Source organism: Streptomyces aureoversilis, from assembly GCF_042657885.1.
Taxonomy (GTDB): Bacteria; Actinomycetota; Actinomycetes; order Streptomycetales; family Streptomycetaceae; genus Streptomyces; species Streptomyces aureoversilis.
Genome location: NZ_JBHSKJ010000001.1, coordinates 216,758 through 242,186, shown reverse-complemented (window position 1 = coordinate 242,186; position 25,429 = coordinate 216,758). Strand labels below are relative to the sequence as shown.

General features: G+C 73.2%; 24 protein-coding genes. 9 read left to right on the top strand and 15 right to left on the bottom strand.

Annotated features, from left to right (window positions below):
• Positions 1–42: 42 nt before the first annotated feature.
• Both ACFPP6_RS00860 and ACFPP6_RS00855 read right to left on the bottom strand, forming a co-directional pair.
• Positions 43–1,311, bottom strand: coding sequence for a cytochrome P450 (locus ACFPP6_RS00860; RefSeq protein ID WP_382035776.1), 1,269 nt, complete (start codon positions 1,309–1,311; stop codon positions 43–45).
• Positions 1,312–1,408: 97 nt separating this feature from the next.
• Positions 1,409–2,071, bottom strand: coding sequence for a DUF4360 domain-containing protein (locus ACFPP6_RS00855; protein WP_382035774.1), 663 nt, complete (start codon positions 2,069–2,071; stop codon positions 1,409–1,411).
• 177 nt (positions 2,072–2,248) lie between these two features.
• On the opposite strand from ACFPP6_RS00855, the gene ACFPP6_RS00850 reads away from it, so the two are divergent.
• Positions 2,249–3,211: an FAD-dependent oxidoreductase gene (locus ACFPP6_RS00850; protein WP_382035771.1), complete on the top strand. Its 963-nt coding sequence runs from the start codon at positions 2,249–2,251 to the stop codon at positions 3,209–3,211.
• A 46-nt stretch (positions 3,212–3,257) separates the two neighbouring features.
• Here the strand turns inward: ACFPP6_RS00850 and ACFPP6_RS00845 are convergent, their stop codons facing one another.
• Positions 3,258–3,914 (bottom strand): NADPH-dependent FMN reductase, encoded by a 657-nt coding sequence (locus tag ACFPP6_RS00845; RefSeq protein WP_382035769.1) that lies wholly within the window; start codon positions 3,912–3,914, stop codon positions 3,258–3,260.
• Positions 3,915–3,977: 63 nt separating this feature from the next.
• The gene (locus ACFPP6_RS00840) at positions 3,978–5,741 is read right to left on the bottom strand and encodes a glycosyltransferase family 2 protein (RefSeq protein ID WP_382035767.1); all 1,764 of its coding nucleotides are present in this window, start codon (positions 5,739–5,741) and stop codon (positions 3,978–3,980) included.
• Between the two features lie 439 nt (positions 5,742–6,180).
• Here ACFPP6_RS00840 and ACFPP6_RS00835 point away from each other — a divergent pair, with 439 nt between their 5' ends.
• Both ACFPP6_RS00835 and ACFPP6_RS00830 read left to right on the top strand, forming a co-directional pair.
• Entirely contained in the window at positions 6,181–7,035 is an 855-nt protein-coding gene (locus tag ACFPP6_RS00835; RefSeq protein WP_382035764.1) for an ATP nucleotide 3'-pyrophosphokinase, read from the top strand.
• Between the two features lie 262 nt (positions 7,036–7,297).
• Positions 7,298–7,627: a putative quinol monooxygenase gene (locus ACFPP6_RS00830; RefSeq protein ID WP_058041714.1), complete on the top strand. Its 330-nt coding sequence runs from the start codon at positions 7,298–7,300 to the stop codon at positions 7,625–7,627.
• A gap of 176 nt (positions 7,628–7,803) precedes the next feature.
• On the opposite strand, the gene ACFPP6_RS00825 is transcribed toward ACFPP6_RS00830, so the two are convergent.
• On the bottom strand, positions 7,804–8,697 hold the full coding sequence (locus ACFPP6_RS00825; protein ID WP_382035761.1) for a DMT family transporter: 894 nt from the start codon (positions 8,695–8,697) through the stop codon (positions 7,804–7,806).
• 261 nt (positions 8,698–8,958) lie between these two features.
• Between ACFPP6_RS00825 and ACFPP6_RS00820 the strand changes: the two genes are divergently transcribed.
• From ACFPP6_RS00820 to ACFPP6_RS00795, 6 genes are all read left to right on the top strand, one after another.
• On the top strand, positions 8,959–9,477 hold the full coding sequence (locus ACFPP6_RS00820; protein WP_382035758.1) for a hypothetical protein: 519 nt from the start codon (positions 8,959–8,961) through the stop codon (positions 9,475–9,477).
• A 116-nt stretch (positions 9,478–9,593) separates the two neighbouring features.
• The gene (locus ACFPP6_RS00815; RefSeq protein ID WP_382035755.1) at positions 9,594–10,307 is read left to right on the top strand and encodes a L,D-transpeptidase; all 714 of its coding nucleotides are present in this window, start codon (positions 9,594–9,596) and stop codon (positions 10,305–10,307) included.
• 203 nt (positions 10,308–10,510) lie between these two features.
• Positions 10,511–11,020, top strand: coding sequence for a hypothetical protein (locus ACFPP6_RS00810; RefSeq protein ID WP_382035753.1), 510 nt, complete (start codon positions 10,511–10,513; stop codon positions 11,018–11,020).
• Positions 11,017–12,246 (top strand): GMC family oxidoreductase N-terminal domain-containing protein, encoded by a 1,230-nt coding sequence (locus ACFPP6_RS00805; protein WP_382035751.1) that lies wholly within the window; start codon positions 11,017–11,019, stop codon positions 12,244–12,246. Before ACFPP6_RS00810 ends, ACFPP6_RS00805 begins: the two co-directional genes overlap by 4 nt.
• A 48-nt stretch (positions 12,247–12,294) precedes the next feature.
• Entirely contained in the window at positions 12,295–12,942 is a 648-nt protein-coding gene (locus tag ACFPP6_RS00800; RefSeq protein WP_382035748.1) for a GMC oxidoreductase, read from the top strand.
• Positions 12,939–14,132, top strand: coding sequence for a ferritin-like domain-containing protein (locus ACFPP6_RS00795; RefSeq protein WP_382035745.1), 1,194 nt, complete (start codon positions 12,939–12,941; stop codon positions 14,130–14,132). The genes ACFPP6_RS00800 and ACFPP6_RS00795 overlap by 4 nt, the downstream gene beginning before the upstream one ends.
• Before the next feature lie 54 nt (positions 14,133–14,186).
• Here the strand turns inward: ACFPP6_RS00795 and ACFPP6_RS00790 are convergent, their stop codons facing one another.
• The 10 genes from ACFPP6_RS00790 to ACFPP6_RS00745 all read right to left on the bottom strand — a co-directional run bounded on the left by ACFPP6_RS00790 (position 14,187) and on the right by ACFPP6_RS00745 (position 25,419).
• Positions 14,187–14,948, bottom strand: a complete 762-nt coding sequence (locus tag ACFPP6_RS00790; RefSeq protein ID WP_382035742.1) for an SDR family NAD(P)-dependent oxidoreductase — start codon at positions 14,946–14,948, stop codon at positions 14,187–14,189.
• A 74-nt stretch (positions 14,949–15,022) separates the two neighbouring features.
• On the bottom strand, positions 15,023–16,711 hold the full coding sequence (locus ACFPP6_RS00785) for an FAD-binding oxidoreductase (RefSeq protein WP_382035740.1): 1,689 nt from the start codon (positions 16,709–16,711) through the stop codon (positions 15,023–15,025).
• 34 nt (positions 16,712–16,745) lie between these two features.
• Positions 16,746–17,264 (bottom strand): cupin domain-containing protein, encoded by a 519-nt coding sequence (locus ACFPP6_RS00780; RefSeq protein WP_382035737.1) that lies wholly within the window; start codon positions 17,262–17,264, stop codon positions 16,746–16,748.
• Between the two features lie 223 nt (positions 17,265–17,487).
• Positions 17,488–18,558, bottom strand: coding sequence for a hypothetical protein (locus tag ACFPP6_RS00775; protein WP_382035734.1), 1,071 nt, complete (start codon positions 18,556–18,558; stop codon positions 17,488–17,490).
• A gap of 51 nt (positions 18,559–18,609) precedes the next feature.
• Positions 18,610–20,217 (bottom strand): M48 family metalloprotease, encoded by a 1,608-nt coding sequence (locus ACFPP6_RS00770; protein ID WP_382035731.1) that lies wholly within the window; start codon positions 20,215–20,217, stop codon positions 18,610–18,612.
• A 156-nt stretch (positions 20,218–20,373) separates the two neighbouring features.
• The gene (locus ACFPP6_RS00765) at positions 20,374–20,790 is read right to left on the bottom strand and encodes a hypothetical protein (protein WP_336006243.1); all 417 of its coding nucleotides are present in this window, start codon (positions 20,788–20,790) and stop codon (positions 20,374–20,376) included.
• A gap of 117 nt (positions 20,791–20,907) precedes the next feature.
• Positions 20,908–22,092: an MFS transporter gene (locus tag ACFPP6_RS00760; protein ID WP_382036763.1), complete on the bottom strand. Its 1,185-nt coding sequence runs from the start codon at positions 22,090–22,092 to the stop codon at positions 20,908–20,910.
• A gap of 59 nt (positions 22,093–22,151) precedes the next feature.
• Positions 22,152–23,642 carry an FAD-dependent oxidoreductase gene (locus ACFPP6_RS00755; protein WP_382035728.1) on the bottom strand — a complete coding sequence of 497 codons (1,491 nt, stop codon included), beginning with the start codon at positions 23,640–23,642 and terminating at the stop codon, positions 22,152–22,154.
• Positions 23,639–24,007, bottom strand: coding sequence for a hypothetical protein (locus tag ACFPP6_RS00750; protein WP_382035725.1), 369 nt, complete (start codon positions 24,005–24,007; stop codon positions 23,639–23,641). The genes ACFPP6_RS00755 and ACFPP6_RS00750 overlap by 4 nt, the downstream gene beginning before the upstream one ends.
• Positions 24,004–25,419: an aspartate aminotransferase family protein gene (locus ACFPP6_RS00745; RefSeq protein WP_382035722.1), complete on the bottom strand. Its 1,416-nt coding sequence runs from the start codon at positions 25,417–25,419 to the stop codon at positions 24,004–24,006. The genes ACFPP6_RS00750 and ACFPP6_RS00745 overlap by 4 nt, the downstream gene beginning before the upstream one ends.
• Positions 25,420–25,429: the final 10 nt, after the last annotated feature.

Genomic DNA, 25,429 nt, shown 5'->3' with positions numbered 1-25,429 from the left:
ACCCCGGACGGTGGGCCGGCCCACGTCAACCCGGGGGCGGAATCAGCCGGTTCGCGTGCGGCCGGGCGGTGTCGCGCGGACGGGAAGGTGCCGCGGGCCGCGGACCAGGAGGCCGGGGCGGTAGGGCAGCAGGGCGGGGTCGGTCGCGAGGGAGAACTCCGGCATCCGGGAGCCCTCGCCGAACAGCATCGGAAGGGCGATCTCCGCTTCCAGCCGGGCCAGCCGCGAGCCCAGGCAGAAGTGCGGGCCGTGGCCGAAGGCGGCGTGGGGCGCGGCCCTTTCGCCGGCTGCGGCGTAGCGGGCGGGCCGGAAGGCGTCCGGTTCGGCGAAGGCCTCCGGATCGCGGTTGGCGGCGGCGAGCACCACGAGGACCGAGGCGTCGGCCGGCAGGACCACGCCCTCGCCCAGGTCGACCTCCTCGGTCGTGCGCCGCCACGTCGTCCCCTCCAGGGGGCTCGCGTGCCGCAGGGCCTCCTCGGCCACGGCCGCCCAGGCTCCGGGGCCGCCCTGCCGGGCGGCGGCCAGCTCCCGGGGGTGGGTGAGCAGCAGGAGCGAGGCGGACGCCAGCAGGTTCATGGTCGTCTCGTAGCCGGCGAAGAGCAGCAGGAACGCCATCGCGAGCAGCTCGCCGTCGTCCGGGCCGCCTTCGCCCGCATCGTGGATCAGGGCGCTGAAGAGGTCGTCCCCGGGTATCCGGCGCTTGTGCGCGATGAGGGCGGTGAAGTAGGCGTGGAGGGACGTCCAGGCCTCGTCGACGGCTCCGGCGGGCAGGGCGTCGGCGGGCGATCCGACCCGGTACGTCCAGGTGCGCAGGTCCGCCCGGTCCGCGGCGGGCACGCCGAGCACCTCGCCGATGACCAGGACCGGCAGGGGGAAGGCGAAGGCGTCGACGAGGTCGGCGGTGCCCTCGCGGGCCAGCCCCGCGGCCACGTCCGCCACCAGCTCCGCCGTGAGCTCCTCGATGCGGGGGCGCAGGGCGTCGACCCGGCGCGGGGTGAACGCGGCCGTGGTCAGCCGGCGCAGCCGGGTGTGGTCCGGGGCGTCGGTGTTGAGCATGTGGCGGGCGAGGCAGCCGCGGGCGCGCTGTGCCGGCGAGTCGGGTTTGGGGCGGCCCGCGGCGCGCGGGGGCACGTTCGAAAAGCGCGGGTCGGCGAGCACTTCCCGGGCCTGCCGGTAGCCGGTGACCAGCCAGGCCTCCGTGCCGTTGGCCAGCGCCACCCGCGCCGCGGGGCCCGTCGTGCGCAGCCGTGCGTAGTAGGGGTACGGGTCGCGTGCGAAGTCGGGGTCCGCCGGATCGAGGGTATCGAGCACCCGTTCATCCTCGTCCGTCCCACGCGTTTCAGGACAGCGGGGCCGGCTCCAGTCCCGGCGGGGGGTACCTGTGCGGTTCCCACAACCCCGGGGTCGGCTACCGCTTCGGCGGGCACTCCTTCCAGGCGAGGCGGTAGAGGGTGTTGATGGCGGAGTCCGTGGAGTCCATGGCCATGAAGCTGGTGGTCTTCGTGGGGTCGGAGGTGCCGGCGTTGACGGTCAGCTCGGTGTTGATGTTGAAGTTGCGCCGCTCCCCGCACGGCGACCACACGTACTGGGCGATTTCGTTGACGTCGGTCGCCTGCCAGTTGTCGTCGAGCGCGCCCTTGAACTGATGGGACTTGGCGGTGGTCTGCGACTGCCCCTGGAAGTAGTAGGAGGCTTTCTGTTCGCCCGTGGCGCCGGGTGCGAGCTGGGCATATCCACGGTAGTCGACGCTGGCGACGGCATACGTGAATCCGTGCGGCACGTGGACGATCAGATTCAGCTGACAGTTCTTGCGGAAGTCCGTCGGTTTCGCCCCCGGGCCCACCTGGGCGAGGTACTTGCTGTAGGTGACGGTGAAGGCCGTGTTGTCGAGGGAGACGCCCACGGCGGCGGAGTTGGCGGGACATCCCGAACCGTTGACCGTGGCGACCTCGATCACGATTTTATCGGGCGGCACGGTGATCCCGGGGGACGCCGCGTGTGCGGGCAGCACCGGGCCGCATAACGCCGCTATTGCCGCGCCGCAGAGGAAGAGAACTCTGGATCTGGACATGGCGCTCCTGTGGCTGGGGACAGGGGACTGGGGACGGGGACCGAGAGGAATCTGAGGAATCCGGGGAATGGCAAAAGGCCGGATCCGGGTGGGGAATCAATTCCACAGGGCGGCGGAGAAGTCAACAGCACCGATACCCGGGGAAAGAGGTTCCGGACACGGGGGTACGGTGTGGTCATGGCGGGCGATGCGATCGTCGTGGGGTCGGGGGTCATCGGGCTGACCGCTGCCGTGGTGCTGGCGGAGACCGGGCGGCGGGTCGAGGTGTGGAGCCGCGAGCGGGCCGCGGACACCACGTCCGCGGTGGCCGGCGGCCTCTGGTGGCCTTACCGGATCGAGCCCGAGGAGGCGGTCGCCGCCTGGTCGCTGGAGTCCTTCCGGGTGCTGTCCGGCCTCGCCGCGCGGCCCGGCGAGACGGGCGTCCGGCTGGTCGACGGCACCCATGCGAGCACGGCACCGGAAGAGCAGGGGCCGTGGACGGCCGGCGTCCCCGGACTCCGTCCGGCCGGGCCCGGCGAGCTGCCCCCGGGCTACGGCCACGGTCTCCGGGCCCGCACCCCTCTGGTGGACATGACGGTATATCTCGGTCATCTCCAGCGCCGGCTCGCGGCCGCGGGCGGCACGGTCACCGGCCGGGACGTGCCGGACCTGGCCGAAGCCGGGCGCGCGGCGCCCCTCGTCGTGAACTGCACCGGCCTCGGCGCCCGCGACCTGGTGCCCGACCCGCTGGTGCACCCCGTGCAGGGGCAGGTCGTCGTCGTGGAGAACCCCGGCGTGGACGAGTGGCTGGCCGCGGAGGACCACGGGACGGGGGAGATCCTCTACGTCCTGCCGCAGCCGTACGGGGTGGTCCTCGGGGGCACCGCGCGGGAGCACGTCTGGGACAGCACCCCCTCGCCCGGCACGGCGCGGTCGATCGTCAGCCGCTGCATCCGTGCGCATCCCCGTCTGGCCGGGGCGCGCGTCCTCGCCCACCGGGTCGGGCTGCGTCCGGCCCGCTCGCCCGCGCGGCTGGAAACCGACCGGCTGCCGAACGGCGCGAGGCTGATTCACAACTACGGGCACGGCGGCGCGGGCGTCACGGTGTCGTGGGGCTGCGCGCTCGCGGTCGCGGAGCTCGCCGACGCGGCGGGCGGCTGAACCCCGGCCGCCGATCCCGCCCTGCCTGTCGGTCCCGCCCCGCCCGTCAGTCCTGGGCGCGCTGGGTGACCGGTGCGTCGGTGCAGTCGCCGAGGAACTCGTACCAGCGCCGGCGCAGGCAGACGTAGCGCGTGTCCGCCTCGACCAGCCGCAGGAACGACGTCACCGACTCCACCAGCCGCTCGTGGAGCCCGCTCTCGGCGAGGTCGCCGTCGGCGGTGAAGCCCTCGTGCGCCTTGGCGAGGCTGAACATGTCGGGGTAGACGCGCGCCCCCAGGTGTTCGAGCGGAATCCGCAGCGCCCACAGCCCGCGGTTCCCGCCGACCATGGAGGGTGACGCCGAGACCAGCAGGGCCTGCTTGTCCTTGAACGGCTGGGGGCGGACGCGCGAGACCCAGTCGATGGCGTTCTTCAGCCCGCCGGGCAGCGAGGCGTTGTACTCGGGCGAGGAGATCACCAGGGCGTCGCAGGCGGCCAGGCGGTCGCGCAGCGCGAGCGCTCCGGGAGGCACGCCCTCGGCGATCTCGGCGTCGCCGTTGTAGAGCGGCATCGAGAACTCGTCCATGTGGGCGTGGTCGACCTCCGCCCCCGCCTCGTCGCGGACCAGGCGGGCCACGAGTGCGGCCAGCCGGGCGTTGAGCGAATCGCCGCGCAGCGACGCGCCGAGCACGAGTACGCGCATGGGTGCGGTGCCGGTGGCCATGGTCCTGCCTCCTTCGGTCCTGCCTGCCGGGCGCCTCCCGGGGAGGCGCCCGGCAGGCCCGGGTCAGACGGTGCTGTGCTGGGCGCGGGGCCGGGAGATGGTCGGGCCCCCGCCGCCGGTGTCGCGCCCGCTCGGCCAGCGCCCCCGGGCACGGCCCGCCAGCCACATCCCCACCGGGCCCAGCGCCGTCAGCAGCGCCAGGCAGGCCCACACCCGCATGGCCGCCGACGAGTGCCCCAGCACGACCGACGCCATCAGGCACGCCCCGAACACGCCCGCCCACCACAGGTGCGTGCGGAACGTCGCCGCGCAGTCCCCGGACACCGACGCGCCCTTCGGCGTCACCACGAACCCCGACCGGCGCCGCAGCAGCGCCTGCGTCAGCGCCCGCGCGTACAGCGGCGCCGACACCGCCGACATCACCATCCCCGCCACGCCCGAGGAGCCCTCCGGCTCGTGCGGGCTGACGTTGTGGCGGCGGTTGATGACGTACAGGCAGATCTGCAGCACGGCCGCGTCGCCGTAGAGCATCAGCCACACCTGCGAGGGCACGTTGATCCCCGAGGCCCCGAGGCCGAGGAAGAGGACGCAGGAGACTCCGCCGAGGACCCAGGTCATCGCGGCCGTCGGGTAGTAGGCGACCAGCATGCAGTAGTTCCACAGCCGGCCCGGGGACAGGGACCACATGGCTCGCCCGAACTGCCGCAGGAGGGTCTCGAACGTGCCCCGCGACCAGCGCAGCTGCTGCGAGAAGAAGTCCGTCCACGACGACGGGCCCTCCCCCACCGCCAGGACGTCGGGGGTGTAGACCGAGCGCCAGCGGCGGCCCGTCGCCGGGTTCTTGCGCCGGTGGATCTCCAGGCCCGTGGCCATGTCCTCCGTGATCGAGTCGTAGAAGCCGCCGATCTGCTGCAGCACGCTCACCCGCAGGCAGTTGGACGTCCCCACGAACATCGGCGATCCGTACCGGTTCCCCGCCCGCTGCACCAGCGCGTGGAACAGGAACTGCTGGCTCTCCGCCGCCTTCGTCACCCGGGCCGAGTAGTTCCCGTACACCTGCGGCCCCACCACGAACGCCACGTCCGGGTCACGGAAGTACCCGAGCATCCGCTCCAGGAAGTTCGGCAGCGGCACGTGGTCCGTGTCCACGCACGCCACGAAGTCGTAGCCGTCGCCGTGCGCGTCCAGCCAGGCGTTGTAGTTGCCGTGCTTCGTCCGGGCCCGGAACTTCCCCGACGGCCGGTTGTACCGCGCCACGCCCTTCCGGGAGAAGTGCCGCACCCCCAGTCGTGCGCACAGCGCCCGCGCCCCCGGGTCGTCGCCCTCGTCGAGCAGCCACACGTCGACCAGGCCGTCGTAGCAGACCCGCACCGCCCCCTCCAGCGTCGCCGACACCATGGCGAGGGGTTCCTTCCCCGGCACGAACGTCGTGCAGAAGGCCACCCGGGCACCCGGCTGCGCCCGCACCGGCACCGGATCGCGGGCCGCGCAGGAGGCGTGGGCCACCGAGATCACGTTCACCACGCGGAACACCTCGACCAGCCCCATCGACGCCAGCATCGCCCCGTCCCCCACCCCCAGCCATCCGCCCCGCACCACCCAGTGCCCCGGCCACATCAACCACACCAGCACCCCTGCTGCCATCAGGGGCGCCAGCGCCACCAGGAGTCCCACCCATACGCTCACCGCCCCCTCCCGGCCCGGCATCCGCCGGAACCCCACCCGGTACGTCCCCAGCGGCGGCGGCTCCTCCAGCGCTCCCGCCAGCCGGCTGAACCCGTCGTAGTCGTAGGTGCCGGCCGTACCCGGGTCCACGGGAGGAGACACGACACCCCGTTCCCCCGCCGGCCCCGGCACGGCGCTCGCGCCACCGGCACCCTCGTCGGCGACCACATCGCGCCCCGACACCCGTACTCCACCCACCACCACAACCACCACCCGCTCCCCCGCCGCCGGAACCACCACCAAAGGGGTTATTAGTCGGCAAAACGTAACAACGCACCGGAGCGATCATCCGACGATTGGGCCCAACACACCCCCCCGATCACCCACACAGCCCATACAGCCGTACGACAGGCATATGAACCGATGGATCGCGGCGGGCGATCGCCCCTGGTCACCGGCGCCCGGGCCCGATCCCGCCCCGCAACCACGCCATCCGGCCAAAAGCGGCCGCGCAGCGGCGGGTCCAGTGACCAGGGCGGTGCCGCGCCGGTTGTATGAGTCGCCGGATGACACCTCACGTGCCGAAGGACGAATCACACGGATGACCAACAACCGCATCGCCCACCGATTCGCGGCCGCGGCGGCGCTGGCCGCCGCACTGAGCGTCGGGGCCGTGCCCAGTGCCCTGGCCGACGGCGGGACGGCCCGGCCCGGGGCGCCGTCGCACCACGCCTACGCCGACAAGGTGGCCAAGGCGGAACTGCCGCCCGGCGACGAGGGCGGGTGGCGGGGTGACGGCCTCTCCCTGAACGCCGCGGACAACAAGAAGGTCGACGCGTTCCTCGCCCGCGCCCGGTCCGCGGAGCGGACGGTCAGCCCCGAGATGCAGGCCGTGGCCCGCATCAGCCACGCGAACCTGATCGGCTTCGACCACCGGCTGAAGTCGCCGGACTCGCTCAAGCGCAAGGTCGCCTCCGCCATGAAGGAGGCGCCCGGGCAGACCGTGGACGCCGCCCTGTCCAGGATCAGCGACTCCGTCCGCTACACCTTCCAGTGGCCGGACGGCAGCTACAGCCGGGGCGTGGCCATCGCCTCCTCCGCCCTGGCCCTCTGGGGCAACGACAGCGTCAAGTGGTCCAACACGTGGGGCCGGAAGCACGGCTACAAGGGCATCAACTCGGCCTGGCGCGACCCGCGCTCCGGGCACGTCTTCGAGGTGCAGTTCCACACCCCGTCGAGCAAGTGGGCCCAGGAGGCGACGCACAAGCTGTACGAGGAGCAGCGGCTGCCCAGCACCTCCCCCGAGCGGGCCCGCGAGCTCCAGGAGCAGCAGGACGCGATCTTCGCCTCCGTACCCGTCCCGGAGGGCGCGGAGCAGCTCGGCGCCCCGGCGCAGACCCGGCCGACGGACGCGCAGACCCTGCCGGCACCCGTGGACCGTCCCGCCGCCGCGTAGCACACCCTGCCGTACGGGCTCGTGATCCGCACGCCGGAACGGCCGGCCGGGCGGGGGCCCGCCCCCGTCCGACTGGCCGTTCCGGCGCCGCCGGGGTGCAATTTTCCGGGAGGGCCGGAATCACCGTCGTCCCCGTTTCGCCGGGTGCCCCTGCCTCCGCCACGGTGGGCACCGGCGCGGGCGCTCCGGCCCGCCGCCTCGGCGTGACCGGCCCGGCGCCGGTGCCTCCGACACGACGCCCGCGATACGAGCAGGAGCCTCCATGATCTTCATCGTCGTCAAGATGACCGTCCGCCCCGAGTACACCGACAAGTGGCTGGAGCTCGTCGGCGACTTCACCCGGGCCACCCGTGACGAGCCGGGCAACCTCTTCTTCGAGTGGTCCCGGAGCGTCGACAACCCGAGCCAGTTCGTCCTGGTGGAGGGCTTCGCCTCCCGCGAGGCCGGGGACGCGCACGTGAACTCCGTGCACTTCAAGACCGCCATGGACACGATGGCGGAGGCCATCGCCACCACGCCGCAGATCATCAGCACCGAGGCCCCCGGCAACGGCTGGTCCGCGATGGCGGAGCTCACGCCGCGCAACCGCTGAGCGGCGGCCCGGCCGGCGGCGGCCGGATCACCCGGACGGCGGAAGGGGTGGCGCCTACGCTGTCCGTGGTCGTAGCGGGCCTGCCGGCGGGTGTGCCGGCGGTCGGCAATCCGGCGCGGGTCGTCCGGGTGCTGGAGCCCTCCGCCGGCTGACGGCCGGGGCCGGCGCCCCGCGGCTCAGGGCCGGGCGGGCTCCCCCGGGCGGTCCGGCGCCACCAGGTCCCGCGCGAGGGCGACGCGGGAGAGCGTGACCGCCCCGTACAGCACCAGGGCCGCTCCGAGCGCTTCGGGCAGGATCCACCAGCCGCCGCGGACGTGCTCCTCGTACAGGGTGATGCCCAGCGCGAGGCTCACCAGGGCGTCGCCGAGGGTGAGGGCGGGCTGAGAGGCCGTCAGGGGCCCGGACTGCATGGCGTTCTCCAGCAGGAACAGGGCCGTCACGCCCACGACGGCGAATCCGTACGTCTGCCAGGAGAGGAAGAAGGCGGTGATGCCGCCGTCCTGCCAGGCGTGCGTGGCGTCCTTCATCAGGGCGGCGGTGAGGGCGTAGCCGACGGCGGCCGCGGTGCCGAAGCACAGGGCCCGCGGGCCTCCTTCGGGGTGGCGCAGCGCCGTCGCGGCCAGCGCCGCGATGACGGCGAGGCAGCAGACGAGGGCGATCACCCAGCGGTCCGCCGGCGGCCGCCCGGTGCCGGGCGAGGGTGCCGCGGCCGCGAGCGCCAGCCCCAGCCCGGCGGCGATGCAGACGGCTCCGCGCCACGCCGGGCGGGTGACCTTGCGGCCCAGCAGGAGACCGCCCAGGAGCAGGGCGAACGGCAGCTCCAGGACGAAGACGGGCTGGACGACGGCCATGGCGCCCTGCGAGAGCGCGAGGGCCTGGAGGCAGGCCGCGACGATGACGGCGGCCATTCCGCCGAGCCAGGCCTTGCGCCGCAGCAGTTGGGCGAAGAGGGAGAGGCGCAGGCCCGGGGTGAGGGGGACGGTCCGCGCGGCCCGGCGCTGCAGGACGATCGCCAGGGCGTTGCCGGCCGCCGCGAGCAGGGCGAAGAGGAGGGCGGGAAAACTCCGCACGCCGTCACTCCTTTCGTGCCGCACTGCGGAATCGGGTATTCCTGGGGGCTGGATCCGGAATGCCCTTTCCATCTTCTGCCGGTCGCGGGCGGATGGGGCCCAGGCGCACCGGTGGCGGAGAATCGCTGGCCGTCCGCACCGATATTCGAGCGGACATTGACAAGCGGGCACGGCGCCGTAAGGGTTGGCCGGCAGGCAAAAGGCACGGCATTCCTGGCGAGTTGAGCTCTTCCCCCACTTCCGTTCACGGTTGGAGGAAATATGTCCAGACGCTCGTGGTTCGCTGCCCTGGCCCTCGTGGCCGCCTCCGTTTCCGGCCTCGCCGCGGCGCCCGCGGCCCAGGCGGCCGCCGACACCACGTCAGAAACGGCGGCCGGAAACGCCGTCGCGCGCGATTCCGGCGCACAGCTCCGCGGCAGGCACCCCGAACTCAACGGCGCCCGGCTGAAAGGGGTGAACAGCCCCGCCGTCTATCTGATCCTGGACGGAAAACGGCGCTGGATCCCCAACCCGGCCACGTACAACAACCTGTTCCGGAACTGGAACGGAATTCAGACCGTCGTCGACATCGCGAGCATCGACGACGGCGGCCAGCTGTCCGACGGCGCCATTCTCGCGAAATCGCCCGACGGTCCCGCGGTGTATCTGGTGAGCAACGGCGTCAAGCGGTGGATCACCAGCCCGGCCGCGATGGACAAGTACTACTTCGACTGGAACAAGATCGTCAGCATTTCCCCGGTGGCCCTGAACGCGATCCCCACGGGCGCGGCCATCTCCTAGCGCCCGCTGCTCCGTTCGAGGGACCGCCGTCCGGGACGGCGGCGGGCCCTCTTCGACCCCCCGGACCCTTCGGTCCCGGCTGCAACCACCGGCCGGTGCTATCAGTCTTACGTCATATGGGAACACTTAGCAGAAGGAAGACGGCGCGCCCGGCAGCGGCACGCCGGCTCGGGGTGCTGCTGGGCGCCCTCGGGCTGGCGGCGCCGCTGACGCTGGCGATGGGCGGGTCCGCCGAGGCGGCCCCCTCCTGCACGACGAGGACCGGGCCCTATCAGAAGGAGGCCGAGAAGTTCCTGGGCAGACCGGTCGACGGACGGCAGTCGCCCGCCGACTGCAAGGCGATCCAGGACTTCCAGACCAGTCGCCGCATCACCCCGAACATCGGCTTCGCGGGGCCGATCACCTGGGGGGTGATGCAGGAGGAGATCACCCGCCGGGACCCCAACGCCGCGGGGAAGTGCCCGGTGGACCGGGGCCGGATAGCCTGCGTCGACCTCAGCCGCCAGATCAGCTGGATACAGGACGGCAAGGCCCTCAAGTTCGGCCCGGTTCCGGTGCGCACCGGCCGTGACGGCTACGAGACGCGGACCGGCGCCAAGAAGATCTACTGGCGCTCGGCCGACCACTGGTCGACGATCTACAAGGTGCGGATGCCCTACGCGCAGTTCTTCGACGGCGGGCAGGCCTTCCACGCCATCGACGGCAGCGTCTGGTCTCCGCCCGGCTCGCACGGCTGCGTGAACATGCGCACCGCCGACGCCAAGACGTACTGGTCCATGCTGGGCAACGGGGACGACGTCTTCGTCTACGGCCGCAAGCCCGGCACCTGAGCGGACCCGGAGAACCCCTCCGCTCCGCGGTCCCACGGCCCCCGCACCCCGAGCGCGGGGGCCGTTCCGCCGCCGCCTGCGGCACCCCGCCGCGACACCGGCCCCGCCGAACACTCATACGAGTGAAGGGGGTTTGTTTCCTCTTCACTCACCGTGGAGTCTCCGATAGACATGCGTCAGGTCCCACGGATGGGTGGTCACGGATGACACCGAAGACGAGCACGTCCGCACGTTCCCTCGACGACTTCCTCACCGCCTCGGCCGCCCTGACCGGCTTCGGCGCCTTCGAGCTCCACGGCACCGGCATGGCCGAGCTGTACCACGAGACCGCACGCGAGCAGGTCGGGGAGCCGGCCCTCGGCCGCTTCCTCGGCGCCCTCGCCGCCGCCGGCGGCGACCCCGACGGCATCGCCGACGAGACCTCGCGCGACATCGCCCGCGCCCTCGCCCACACCTGGTACCTGGGCGTGTGGCCGCAGCTCGCCGCGTCCGTCCACGCCGCCCTCGGCCGGGAGCGGGCCAACACCGCCTTCACCGTCTCCCCCGAGGCCCATACGGAGGGCCTGGTGTGGCGCACGTTCCACGGGCACCCCGCCGGGGCCAAGCCCCCCGGCTTCGGCACCTGGGCCGATCCGCCGCCCGGCGCTCCGGCCGTCGCCCGGGCGGGCGACCGCTTCCGCGGCGTGCCCGGCCCGCGCGGAGGCGGCGCATGAGCCCGGCACCGCGCCACGGCCGCGGCCGGTACGACGTCATCGTGGTCGGCGCCGGCCTGTCCGGCTCGCTCGTCGCCAAGGAGCTCGGGGACAAGGGCTGGCGCGTCCTCGTCCTGGAGGCCGGCACCGGCACCCTGGACTCCTGGCCCGGCCACCTCGACGCCCTCGACACCTTCCACGGCGCCCTGGCCAAGGTGCCCAACTCCCCCTACCGGCCCAACGCCGCGGCCCCCTCCCCCGACGTCCTCGACCTCACCGGCCTCCCCTCCGGCGGCTACCGGGCCCACGGCTACTTCGTCCAGCAGGGCCCTCTGCCCTACGCCACCGACTACCTGCGCGCCCGCGGCGGCACCGTCCTGCACTGGCTCGGGCTGACCCCGCGCATGCACCCCGAGGACTTCAGGACCCGCCGGACCTACGGCTACGGCCGCGACTGGCCCCTCGGCTACGACGACCTGGAGCCCCACTACCGCGCGGCCGAACGGGCCCTCGGCGTCGCGGGCAACGCCGCCGAGCAGGCCGCCGCGATCGGCCTCCCCTTCCCCGACGGCTACGTCTACCCGATGCACGAGATCCCCCGGAGCTACGTCGACGACGTCTTCGCCGCCCGCCTCGACGGGGCCACGGTCCGGGAGGCCCCCGGCGCCCCGGACACCACGCTGCGCGTCGTCGGCACCCCCCACGCCCGCAACAGCACCCCCGACCGGCGCTACGACGCAGGACGGGGCTACCGCCCGGCCGGCGCGGCGGGCCTGCCCAACTACGGGGAGCGCTGCGTGGGCAACGCCTCCTGCGTGCCGATCTGCCCGGTGCAGGCCAAGTACACCCCGCTCAAGACCCAGGCCGCGTGGGACCGCCGGCGGGTCCGGCTCCTCACCCACGCCGTCGTCAGCCGCGTCCTGGCCGACGGGAACGGCCGCGCCCTCGGCGTCGAGTACCAGGAGTACGAGGACCCGGCGGCCCCCGTCGCCACCACCCGTACGGCCGAGGCCGACGTCGTCGTCCTGGCCGCGCACGCCGTCGAGAACGCCAGGCTGCTCCTCGTCTCCCGGCTCGCCGGCCGCAGCGACCAGGTCGGGCGGAACCTGATGGACCACCCGGTCCTCCTCGGCTGGGGCCTGGCGGGCCACCCGGTCGGACCATTCCGCGGGCCCGCGTCCACCGCGGGTCTGGAGAGCTTCCGCACCGGCCCCGCCCGGCGCGAGCGGGCGCCCTTCCGCATCTAGATCAGCAACTGGGGATGGGGCTGGCCCACGGGATCCCCGGGCAGCGACGTGGCCCGGCTGCTGGGCATCGGGGCCGACTCCGCGCAGCCGCGCGGCAAGGGCGTCTTCGGGGCCCGGCTGCGCGCCGCGCTGGGCGAGCAGATCGGCCGCCAGGTCTCCGTGCAGTTCCTGATGGAGCAGGAGGCCGAGGAGCGCAACAGGATCACCGTCGACCCGCGCCACCGCGACCGGCTCGGCAATCCGCGCCCGGTCATCACCTACGACCTCTCCGACCGGGTCAAGCGCGGCATGGCCGCGGCGAGCACCGTATCCGGGGAGATCTTCCGCCTGCTGGGTGCCGAGGACCGCACCGCGTACGCACCCGGCCCCCTCTCCCCCGGCCACTTCCGTTTCGAGGGCCGCGGCTTCACCTTCAACGGCGCCGGGCACGGCGGCGGTACGCACGTCATGGGCGCCTCCCGCGGCACCTCCGTGGTCGATGCGTGGCAGCGCTGCTGGGACCACCCCAACCTCTACGCCGTGGGGTGCGGCAGCATGCCCTCGATGGGCACGTCCAACCCCTCGCTGACCATGGCCGCCCTCGCCCTGCGCAGCAGCGAGCGCATCCACCGCGACCTGACGGAGTCTCACCGGCCCGCCGCCGTACGGCCGCCCGCCGCGCCCGCTCCGCACGGCCGGAAGGAGGGCCGGGCATGAGCACCCTTCCCCCGCCCGCGGCCCTCGCCGGCCTCTCGGCCGAGCCGTCCCGGGTCGAGGAGCCGCCGTTCCGGATCCCGCGCGACCGCGCCGACCTGCACGTCTTCCTGCAGGCCGCGCTGACGCTGGAACACCTCACCATCCCGCCCTACCTGACGGCGATGTACACCCTCCGCCCCGGCACCAACCGGACGGCCTTCTACGCGATCCGGGCCGTCGTGCTCGAAGAGATGCTGCACATGACGCTGGTCGCCAACCTCCTCAACGCCGTCGGCGGCAAGCCCCTGGTCGCCCACTCCCGGTTCGTCACCGGCTATCCGGCCCTGCTCCCCTACAGCCGGGACAAGGTCCCCATCGCCCTGCGCCACTTCGGGACCGCGGCGCTGGACACCTTCCTGTACATCGAGCGGCCGGAGTACGTGGCGGATCCGCCCGGCCACCCCTCCGTGGCCGGCGACACCGGCTGGACGTCGATCGGCCAGTTCTACAACACCATCCGCACGGGCCTGCTCCGGCTGACGGAGGAGCTGGGCGAGGCCGAGCTGTTCCGGGGCGACCCCCGGCGCCAGGTGGGCCCGGAGGACTTCTACAACTCCGGCGGCGAGGTCTTCCCCGTGACCGGTCCGGCCTCCGCCCTCAAGGCCCTGCGCGTGATCACCGAGCAGGGCGAGGGCGTGAGCCGCACCATCCACAACACCGACGACCTGCTCTTCGGCGAGGCCCGCGAGCCCGCGCACTACTTCCGGTTCGACGAGATCCGCCGGCGGCGGCGCTACGGCCCGCACGACACCCCGGCCTCCGGGCCCACCGGCCCGGCCCTCGACGTCAGCTGGGAGGACGCCTACCCCATCGACCCCGAGGCCAAGGTCGCCCACTATCCGCCGGGCAGCGCCGTGCGGCAGGCCGCCGAGCGCTTCAACGAGACCTACGCCCGGCTGCTGTGCGTGCTGGAGGCGGCGTTCACCCGGGATCCGGCGGTGATGCAGGCCGCCGTCCCGACCATGCTGCAGCTGCGCGACCTGTCGGTGCAGCTGTACCGCAATCCGCACCCCGACCCGGCCCGGCGCGCCCGCGGGCTGTACGCCTCCGCGACGTACGAGATCACCGAGGAACTCCTCGGCGAGGCCCGCCGCAGCCTGCCCGGCAGCGTTCCCGGCGGCACCGCGCTGCCGGGAGGCCCGAGGTGGTGAGACGGGCAGTGCCCCGGGGCGCGGGGTGGGCACTCGCACCCCGGGGAGGGAGGGTCAGGCGGTCATGCCGCCGTCGGCCACCAGGTCGTGGCCGACCACGAAGCTCGCCGCGTCCGAGGCGAGCCACTGCACCGCGGCGACGATCTCCTCCGTCTCCGCCACGCGCCCGATCGGCACCGTCCCGGCCACCCGCGCGTTGCGGTCGGCCTCGGTCTCGCCGGGGCGGAAGGACATGGCGGTGTTGGAGGCGCCGGGGCTGACGGCGTTGATGCGGATGCCGTCCTTGATGTGGTCCAGCGCGGCCACGCGCGTCAGCGCGCTGACGCCCGCCTTGGAGGCGACGTAGGCGGCCATGCCGGGGCGGCGGCCGTGGAAGCCGATGTTGGACGAGGCGTTGACGATCACACCGCCGCCGTGCTCGCGCATGTGGGCGATCTCGTACTTCATCGACAGCATCACGCCGGTGAGGTTGACGCCCAGGAGCCGGTGCCAGGAGGCGAGGTCGGTGTCGGCCAGGGGGGTCGGCCGGGCGAAGAGACCGGCGTTGTTGTGCGCGATGTGCAGGCCGCCGTGGCGCGAGACCGCCGTGGCGACCATCGCCTCGACGTCCTGGGCGCTGGTGACGTCGGCGGCGACGGCGCTGGCCTTGCCGCCCTCCTCCTCGATGAGCCGTACGGTCTCCGCGGCGGGCTCCAGCGCGACGTCGACGGCGACGACGGTGGCGCCCCGGCGTGCGAAGGCCAGGGCACTGGCCCGGCCTATGCCGGAGCCCGCCCCGGTGACGAGGGCGACCTTGCCTTCGAACTGTGCGGTCATCTGGTTCTCCTCCAACTGGGGTTCTCCCCCGCCCGGCCGGGTGTTCCGCCGGCCGGGCCGGGGCTCGGACGGGGTCAGGACTTGGGCAGGGCGATCGACTGCGAGTGCCGGAAGACGTTCCGCGGGTCGTAGGCGGCCTTCACCCGCTGCAGGCGCGGGTAGTTGTCCTTGTAGTAGAGCGTGTACCAGGGCACGCCCGACTTGTTCTGCTGCGGGTCGGCGATGTCGCTGTCGGGGTAGTTGATGTAGCAGCCGTCGGTGGCCGGTCCGGGGACCGGGTAGCCGCCGGTGGAGGCGAAGACCTCGGTGTAGATCTCCCGGGTCCAGGCCAGGTTCTGGGGGTCCTGCTTCTTGTCGGGCCAGAAGCTCTGGAAGAGGCCCTTGAAGATGGAGTCGCGCTGGGCGGAGGCCGTGTCACCGGGGCGCACGGTGTTGATCTTCCCGCCGTAGGAGAGCAGGACCACCATGGAGTTGGGGTTCTGCAGGTCGGTGCGGGTCAGGTGCTTGTACATCGACGCGATCTGGGCGTCGTTGAAGCCCTTGCGCAGGTACGCGGACTTGTGGATGCCGCGCAGGGTGGGGTTGGTGAGCGTGGGGTTGTTGGTGCCCAGGAAACGGACGGAGGCCAGCCAGGGCACCCGCTGGGGGGTGAAGAAGTCGGGCATCGGGCCCTGCTCGCCGACGGCGGAGTTCAGCGGTTCCGGCTTGATGCCGAGGGCGGAGGTGATGGAGGCGACGTAGGCGGTGATGAGCTTCTCGGCGTCGGGGACGCCGGCGTCCATCTGGGTGAGCAGCCCGATGCTGTTGTTCGCCTTGTGATTGATCATCAGGAAGCTGCACAGCGACGCGTAGGGCGAGTCGGGGCCGGCGTTCTTCTCGTGCCAGGTCCCGAAGTTCTTCACCAGCGTGGTGAAGCGCGCCTTGTCGAGCTTGCTCCACGGCAGTGAGACGGCACTGACGAAGACGTCCTTCGGCGGGTGCATCAGCTGCTCGGCGGGGTCGCTGCCGGTCGCGCCCGGGGAGCGGAACCAGTAGCGGGTGATCACGCCGAAGTTGCCGCCGCCCCCGCCGGTGTGCGCCCACCACAGGTCGCGGTGGGGGTCGTCGGCCTCGCGGGTCGCCACCACGGCCCGCGCGGTGCCGTCTGCGTTCACGACGACGACCTCGATGGCGTAGAGGTGATCGATGGTGAGGCCCTGCTTGCGCGAGAGCATTCCGTAGCCACCGCCGCTGATGTGACCCCCGACGCCCACGGAATAGCACATGCCGCCGGGGAGGGCCACCCCCCAGCCCTTGTAGAGCGATTCGTAGACGTGCAGCAGCGTGGCGCCGGCTTCGACGCAGAAGGCCTTGCGCTGCTCGTCATAGGTGACCTGGTCCATCGTGGTCATGTCGATGACGATGCGTACGTCGGGGTGGTAGACGAAGTCCGCGTAGCAGTGGCCGCCGCCGCGTATGGACAGGCGCTTGCCGGCCTTGACCGCCTCCTGGACGGTCCGGACGACCTGTTCGGTGGTGTGGACGATGCGCACGGACTCGGGGCGGCCCACCCAGCGGGTGTTGTTGCCGACGACCAGGTCGGCGTAGCGCGGGTCGTCGGGCAGGACGGTGACCGCCGGAGGTGCACCCGCGCCGGCCTCCGCCCCGGCGCCGGTGCCCGCCGCGGCGGCCCGGGTGGGCGCGAGGCCCGTCTGTGTCACGGCGGCGCCCGCCACGGCGGCGGCGGTGCCGGTCAGCATGGTTCGTCTGTTCAGCATGCCCATGGTTCTCTCTGTGCGTTCCGAGTGGTTGCGCCGGTCAGGTGCCCCAGGTGATGCCGAGGCCGAGCTTCTCCGCGACCTCGTGGGTGCGCTCGACGGACCAGCGGTCGCCGACCGGTGCGTCGGCCCCCATGTGCACGGGGTATCCGCCCTCCAGGAAGAAGCGCTCGAATCCGCCGGGGCAGGTGAGCACGTAAAGGTCGGCCGTCTCGCTCTCCACCAGATACGAATGCGGAATTCCGCGCGGCAGGAAGAGCACGCTGCCGCCTTCGAGGAGTTCGGTGCGGTCGCCCACCGTGGCGCGCACGCCACCGCTCCCGATCATGAAGATCTCGTCCTCGAGCGTGTGGATGTGGCTCGGGGAGCGCTCGCCGAGCTTCGCCGCGAAATGCGTCATTCCCATGGCGCCCCGGGTCTGTTCGGCCGTGAGCTTCACGGTGACCAGGGAGCCTTTCCCCCAGAGCCGCTGCACTCCGTCGCCCGGTTTGAGAACGGCCGGCACGACGCCGTCCTGACCGAAGGGGAGTTCTTCCCGCCCGTACGGCGCTGTCGTCATTTCTCCTCCAGATCCGTCGCGGTGCGCTCCAGCGCCCGACCGGCTGGTTCCGAGCGTTGCCCAGTAAACCGGGCAGCGGCAAGACAACTGAGCCCAATCCGTCAAGTGGCCGACGGCAGCGAGGAGTTCACGCTGCGCAAGGCCGGAAACGGATTGGGCTCTGTTTCTTTATTCGGTTGTGCCGGGGCCTGAGGAGGATGTGCCCCGGTTGAACGGCGCGTGACTACCGGGCGCCCTGAACGGCTCGTTCGCGGTAATCGCAGTACAACTTCGCGGGGTCGCCGAAGTAGTCCCAGGGCAGCGCGCCGACGTACCCGTCGACCGCACGGAATTGTTCGAGGGCTTCCGCGTGGCGCTTCTGCTGCACCAGGAAGAAGGCGAGCAGGTGGCGGACCTCCGCGAGGCGCGGGTGGTCGGGCCGGACGGCGGGGAGGTCGGCGAGCACGGCGTCGGTCATGGCGGTGACTTCGGGGATGCCGTAGTGCTTGCTGTTGAGCGGCCGGTCCAGGTGCTCGAAGTGGGCGATCAGCCGCAGGGCGGGCAGCAGGGTGCCGGCGGGGGCGGCGGAGGCGGCCCTGTCCGCGAAGTCGCGGGCGAGCTCCGCCGAGCCGTGCCACTTCGCGCACCAGTACTGGAGGGCGGCGTAGTGCGCCTCGAAGTGGAACGGCGCCCGGGTGGTGATCTCCGTCCAGAGCTCGTCGACGTACGCGTGCGGGTAGCCGAGGCCGAGGCCGGCCCAGAGGTCGGAGACGTGCGGGGACGGGTCCTCGGCGTCGAGCTCCACGGCCTTGGCAATGTCCTCGCGGGCCCGCAGCAGGACGCGGTGGAAGCCCTCGAACTGCTCGGCGGTGGTCTCCTTCGCCGAGCTGCCGCCCCTGAGCTCCCAGGCGAGGAAGACGGAGGAGCGGGCGCGGACGGCGGCGGCGCCGGGGTCACCGGGGCACGCGGTCTCCCAGGCCGACAGCCAGGCGTCGTCCTCGGCCGCCACGCGCGCGAGGGCGATGACGAGCGCCGTGCGGCGCTCCCAGTCCGGGCCCACGGCGGCCAGGGCCCGGGCCGCGGGCTCCCACGCGCCGCGCTCCGCGGCCTCTTGTGCGCCGTCGATCTGCGGATCGCGCGTCAGCCGGCGGGTGTCCTGCCGGTCCTGCGGGAGGAACCCGAGCGCGGCAGCCTCCCCGGACAGGCCCGGCGCGGAGGAAGCGGCGGCCCCGGGCCGGACGGCGGCGTTCCTGCGGGACCTGTACCAGAAGAAGATACCGAGGGCTATGACGAGGAGGGGCAGCAGTCGTGCCACGGGGGTTCTGCTCGATTCATGAGAGGGGGGTGGGGGGTGACCGGCGGGGCGTCAGGCGGGTGAGGCCTGCGGCAGCAGCCGGCGCAGTGGTGCGGTGTCCGGGACGTCGGCGACGAGCGCCTCCACGGCCGGCTGCAGCCAGGTGTCGTAGCCGTCCGGCAGGCGCAGTCGCGCGCTCTCGGCCCAGGACAGCTCCCACCAGGCCATCCGGGCGTCGGCGAGCTCCAGCAGCACGAGGCTGGAGAGGGCGTCGAGCAGGGCGGGGCGCAGGAATTCGCGTGCGGCCCGGCCACTGGCCTGCTCGGCCGCCCGCGACTTGGGGAGGCCGTCGGCTATCTGCCACAGGGCGCCGCGGTCGGCCGCGTCCAGGAGGGCGTGGAGGCCGGTGTGACCGCCGGTGACCCGGGCGAGGGCGTGCCGCAGGGGCTCGGCGTCGGCTTCGTGGCGGGCGCGGATGCCCAGGTGGACGAGCTCGGGCCAGTCCGCGCGGCGCATGTGCAGGGCCTCCTCGGTGAGGGTGGCCGCTTCGAGCTCGGCGAGGACGCGCCCGGGGTCGTGCAGGAGGGCCAGGGCGGGCCCGGCGGGGTGTCCGCCGCGGCCGTCGTCGGGCAGGGCCTCGATGAGGCGGATCCGCTCGGCGGTCGGCGGGTGCGCGTCGTAGGGGGAGGGCTCCTCCACGGGGAGGTCGTGGCGCAGTTCGTCGAGCTCCGCCTGGCGGGCGGGTTCGGCGAGCAGCCGGGCCAGGCCGCCGTGGAACTGGCCGTACGGGGGCAGGAGGCCGGCGGGTATGCCGCAGGTGGCGTACCGGCGGAGGTAGAAGTCGTGGGCGGCGGCCAGGACCGCGGTCTCGCGGAGGGCGGAGGCGGTGGCGTCGCGGCCGGCGATCCGCACGGCGAGCCGGTCGGCGGCGAGCTCCTGGCGGCGGCCGTCGCTGCGGGTGGCCCGCAGGGCGAACAGGCCGTAGGCGGTGAAGAGCTTGACCATGCGGCGGTAGGTCCACCCGGCGCCGGCGGTGTCGATCTCCTTGGCCTTGCGGCCCTTGCGCACGGCCTTGGCGGCGGCCTTCTCCTGCCGCAGCCGTTCCTTCTCGGCCTGCTGCTCGGCCTTCTCCGTGAAGGCGTTCACGGTGCGGGCGATGGCGTGGCGGCCGCGGGCGGTGATGGCGGACAGGCGGGTGTCGGCATGGCCGTAGTGGCCGAACTCGTGGGCCAGGACGGCGCGCAGCTGTGCCTCGTCGAGGCCGGTCATCAGGGGTGTGCCGAGGTAGAGCCGGCGGCGGCCGGGCAGGAGGCCGAGCATGCGGGCGTTCTCGGTGACGGCGGCGTTGACGTCGCCGGTGAGGAGGATCTCGTCGGGCATACGGGTGCCGGCGGCGCCGGAGACCTCGCGGACGGCGGCCCACAGCCGCGGCTGCTGGGCCTCGCTGACGGGAAGTCCGTCCTCGCCGTCGTCCTTGGGCGTGCGCAGGAGCAGCATTCCCCGGACGACGGGGAACGCCAGCAGCGCGAGGACGACGGTGATTTTGAGGGCGAGGGGGTTCACACCCCGCCAATAAGCGGCGGCACCGATTCCGGCGAAGACGCCGAGCACGACGAAACACAGGAGATAGAAACCCGCGAGCAGAACGAGTGCACGCAGGGCACGCAGAAATACGCCCATGGGGCAGAGGCCCTCACACAGAAAGAAAAAGGGGGTGGTCGATGCGGTGGGGGGAGAATGATCAGTATGCCGCAAAGGGTTTCACATCGGCAAAAAGTTTTTAAAAGCGGCGACGGCGGCCCGCGGGGGCCGCCGTCGTCCGGAAATGCCGGTGGGTCAGGTCCACGCCTCCGGACGGGCGTCGTGGAGGGCCGGGTCCTCGGTGGCGGGCCGGGGGCGGAGTTCGGGCGGGGTGGCGCCGTTGGACGGGTAGAGGAGGCGGCCGATCGCGTAGGGCTCGGCGTAGGTGGTGACCAGGCGGCGGACCGTGGCGGGGTCGGCCGTCACCGGGAAGCGGCGCCGGTCGGCGTCCGCGTCATCCGCGCTGGGGTCGGGGTCGGTCAGGGTCGACCACATGTCCTCGGCGGCGCTGATGAGCTGGTCGAGTTCGTCGCGCACCCCCTGCCAGGCGCCTTCGCGCACCGCCTCGTCGATGCGGGAGAGGGTGCCGAGGACGCTGGCGTAGTCCTCGGCCAGCTGGTCCTCCTGGGGAGACGGGGCAAGGGTGTTGGCGACTGGCTCGGTGGTGTACACGGCACCTCCACGCAAGGGGGAAACGGTTCAAGGCCGGGGTGGATGCGTACGAAACCCCCGCCCCGGCATCGTCGCGCGCCGCGGGGCCGGCCGCGGCTCTACACCGTCACCGGTCGGCTATATATCACTCGCACGGGCGAGCGGAGCGTCCGGCCGCGGCCGGCGGGTGGCCCGGGCGAGCCCCAGCGCGGCCACTGCGCAGACCGCCGTCATGCCGCACAGCACCAGGGGCACCGCCCGCACGCCCGACAGCTCGATCGCCCTGCCCAGCGCGGGTCCCGCGGCGACGCCGCCCACCATCGACGCGGCGATCACATAGGCCGCGGCGCGGCGGGCGGTGGGGACGGTGCGGTTGAGCCACGGCAGGGCGGTGGGAAAGACCGGCGCGATGAACAGGCCCACGCCCGCGTAGGCGTAGGGGGCGAGGCCCGGCGCGGCGGCCGCCGCCGCGCAGACCGTCATGCCGGCGCAGCTGACGACGACGATCACCGGCTCGGACAGGCGGACGGCCAGGGGCACGACCAGGAACCGGCCGGCCGTGAGCATCAGCCAGTAGACGGAGGTCGCGGACGCGGCCGTGGCGGCGCCGTAGCCGACGGTTTCGAGGTGGGTGGGCTCCCAGCCGCCGACGCCCGCCTCGACGCCCACGTGCACCACGTACAGCAGGACGAACGCGCCCAGGAGCAGCACCGCCCGGCCGTTTCGCCCGGGTGCCCGCGGCGGGCCGCCGGGGGCGGTGGCCGCGCCGGCCGCGGCCGGGTCCTTGTCGCCGACGCCCTTCAGGAAGAGGACGAGGGCGGCGGCGAGGGCGGCGAAGGCGAGGAAGACCACCGGGTACCGGTCCGGCCCGAGCAGGCCGATCAGGGCGGGGCCGGCGACGGCGCCGATGCCGAAGTGGGCGTTGAGGACGTTGAGCATGGCGGTGCTGCGGTGGCCGAAGCCGACGGCGAACAGCTGGTTGAGTCCGTAGTCGATGCCGCCGAAGCCGAGGCCGGTGACGAGCGCGGCCACGAGGGCGACGGGCCAGACCGGGGCGAAGGCGAAGGCGGCGCTGCCGAGGGCCATGAGCGCGTAGGAGGAGCCGAGGAGCACGCGGTTGCCGGTGCGCCCGTGGATGCGGTTGAAGAGCAGGACTCCGGTCACGCCGCCGACGAAGTGGGCGCTGAGCGCCAGCCCCGCGGCGGAGGGCGTCAGGCCGAACTCCTCGCGCAGGGCGGGGATCGCGGGCCCGTACAGGGACTGGAGCGCGCCGATGAGGACGAAGCCGGCGCAGGAGGCGGCGACGGCGGCCGGGGTGAACATCGGGGCGGCGCTTCCGCCGCCGTGCTGTGCGGGGGCCGGTGCCCGCGTTGCCGGGTCGGTCACGGGCACCCCGCCCCGGCGTGCAGGAAGCGTTCGGCGATCTCGTGGGCGAACGCCATGACGGTGCCCTGCGGGCTGATGCCGGTGACGCCGGGCAGGACGCTCGCGTCGCACACCCGCAGCCGCCGGAAGCCGTGGGGGCGGCCGTGCCCGTCGCAGACGCCGCCGCGTTCCGGCAGGCCCATGCGGGCGGACGCCATGCCGTGCACGGACACCAGTTCCCAGTCGGCGGGGCGCACGCGGCGGCAGAACTCCGCGGCCTCCGCGGGGGTGTGCAGGGGGCGTGCTCCGGCCGCGGGCGGGATCAGCTCCCGCGCCCCCGCGGCGAAGAGCAGCTCGCCGGTGCGCCGGAACGCCTCGCGCAGCCGGCTGTGGTCGGCGGACGTCATGCCGTGCCGCAGGAGCAGCCCGCCCCGCGGCACGGCCCGCAGCCGGGCCTTGCCCTGCAGCCGGACCTGCGTGGTGTACGACCCGAGCAGGCCGAAGGCGGCGAGCAGGCGGTCGAGGAGCTGCGGGGGGCGGCTCGCAAGGGCGGCGGCGAGCGTGCCGGGGGTGACGTTCGACGGCATCATCAGCACTCCGTCGTCGGCGAAGTGGTGGACCTGCGCGGTGAAGATGGTGCCCCGGTCGGCGTGGACGGGCTCGTCGAAGCGGGCGACGGTCCGGAGGTTGACGTGCAGGGAGAGCTCGCGCCCGGCCGTCTCCCGGTGGATGCGGCTGCGCTGCATGAGCGCGGGCGTCTGCAGGGGACCCGCGGCGAGGAAGACCTCGCGGGCGCGGTGGACGAGCGTCCGGCCGCCGGGCCCCGCCGCGAGGACGCCGCGGACCTCGCCGTCCTCGTGCAGGATCCGCAGGACGCGGGTGCCGGGCACGATGCGCGCGCCGTGGGCCTCGGCCTCCGGGAGGTAGCTGACGGCCATGCTCTGCTTGGCGCCGCTGGGGCAGCCGGTGGTGCAGCGGTTGCGGTGGAGGCAGCCGCGGACGGCGCGGTGGGAGGGCTGCCAGCGCCAGCCGAGGCGCTCGGCGCCGGCCGCGAGCAGCCGGGAGTCGTGGTTGCCGTCCCCGTGCGGCTGGGCGGCGACGCCGAGGCGGCGCGCGACGGCCGCGAGGTGCCCGGCGAGGTCGGCGGCCCGGTACCCGCCGATGCCGCCTTCCGCGGCCCAGCGGTTGAGCAGGGCGGGCGGGGGGTCCCACAGCAGCCCGCCGTTGACGACGGTGGTGCCGCCGACGCAGCGGCCTTCGCCGTAGGCGAGGGTGGGCGTGCCGAAGACGGGGGTCAGGCCGCCCTGGCGGTAGAGGCGGCGCATGTTCTCGGCGGGGGTGGCGGCGGCGATGCGGTCGGTGCCGATGCGCGAGCCCTCTTCGAGGACGGTCACCTGCCGCCCCGCGGCCGCCAGCTCCCGCGCGACGACGCTGCCGCCGGCGCCGGACCCCACGACGAGGACGTCGCTGTCGCAGGTGTGCGCCCCGCGCGGGGACCGGAGGCTCACCGGCTCGCCTCCGCGGGTGCGGTCCGCCGCTGTGCGGGGCGGCCGTCGAGCGCGCCGAGCAGGGCGAGCGCGGTGCCGGAGCGCACGACGTCCGCGAAGCCCGGCAGGGCGGCCAGGCGCTGCATGCCGCGGCGGCCCTCGGCGGCGGAGGCGCTCCGCAGCCCGCGCCCGGCGACGACGAAGAAGGCGGCGGGCAGCAGGCGCAGGGCGAGGGCGTAGCCGGCCCGGTAGGGCAGCGGGAGGGTGCTCAGGGTCTCGGTCACGTGGGTCTCGGCGGCGGCGCGGGCCCGGGGGTCGCCCAGGCAGGCGTACTGCCGCAGCCAGTACGAGCGCAGGCCGCTCGCGCGCAGTGCGCCGCGCATCATCCGGTCACCTTCTCTTTGAGGAACGCGGCCAGCAGCCGGGTCGCGCCCTCGGCGAGCACGGCGTCCAGGGCCTGCAGGAAGGCGGTCGCCTCCTCCTCGCCCGCGACCAGGGGCGGTGAGACGACGAGGGCGATGTCGCGGTTGGAGCCGAAGAAGGTGAGGATCCCGTGGTCGCGGTAAAGGGCGGCGATCACGGCGGCGGTGAGCAGCTTGGGTACGGCCTGGGGGTCGCGGGCGGCCGCGGGGAGCACGGTGCGGATGCGGTCCGGGATGCCCGGTCCGGGGCGCAGGAAGACGCCGTGGAGGGCGCCGCGGCCGGTGGTGGAGGCCACGAGGCGGGGGTGGCGCTCGGCGATGCGGGCGAGGCCGGCGGACAGCAGCTGTCCGAGTTTTCGGGCGCGGCCGGGGAAGTCCTCCTCGACGGCCACGGAGACGGCTTCCAGCGCGGTGGCGGTCTCCTCGCCGAATCCGTAGTAGGTGGTGCTGTGCAAGGTGGCGTCGCCGAGGTTGTCGTAGGCCTTCCGGAAGACGGGTTCACGGGCCACGTATCCGGAGATGGAGGATTTCCCGCCGCCGAAGGACTTCGACATGGTGAGGACGTCGGGGACGAGGCCCGGGCAGCGCATGAAGTGGAAGAGCTCGCCGGTCTTGCCCCAGCCGGTGTACACCTCGTCGAAGACCAGGACGATGTCCTGTTCGGTGCACAGCCGCCGGACCTCGCGCAGGAATGCGGGCGGGCTCTCGCGGAGGGCGGAGGCGCTGAACGGTTCGAGGACGACGGCGTAGACGTCGCTGCGCCCCGTGGCGTCGCGGTGCCGTTCCAGGGCCAGTTCGAAGGAGGCGAGGTCGCCGAAGGCGAAGGAGTCGGTCCCGGGGATCCGCGGGAATTCGAAGTGGATCTCGGGCGAGGCGGTGAGGCTGCCGGCGCCGAGCAGTTTGCCGTGGAAGGCGATGTCGGTGTGCAGGACCGTGCCGCGCCGTCCGCCGTGGTATTTGTACGCGAGTTTCACGGCGCCTTCGACGGCTTCCGCACCGGAGTTGGGGAAGTAGCAGATGTCGAGGTCGCCGGGGAGCAGCGCGGCCAGGTTGTGGCTGAGGGCCGCGACGTAGGGCGAGAAGTAGTTCTTGTGGACCTCCATGCGGCGGCGCCGGCGGAAGCGGTCGCGTGCGGCGAGGATGCGCGGGTGGTTGTGGCCGTGGTTGAGGACGCCGATGCCGCCGGTGAAGTCGAGGATGCGCCGGCCGTCGCGGAGGGTGATCCAGGCCCCCTCGGCGCTGTCGACGAGGTCGCGGCCGAAGCCGAAGGAGCCGATGAGCGAGACCTGGCTGCGGCTGACGTACTTCTCGTAGAGGGCGTGGACCTGGTCGATGCCGAGGTGTTCGGCCTGGTCGAGCGAGATGAGTTCAGGCATGGGCGTCCTC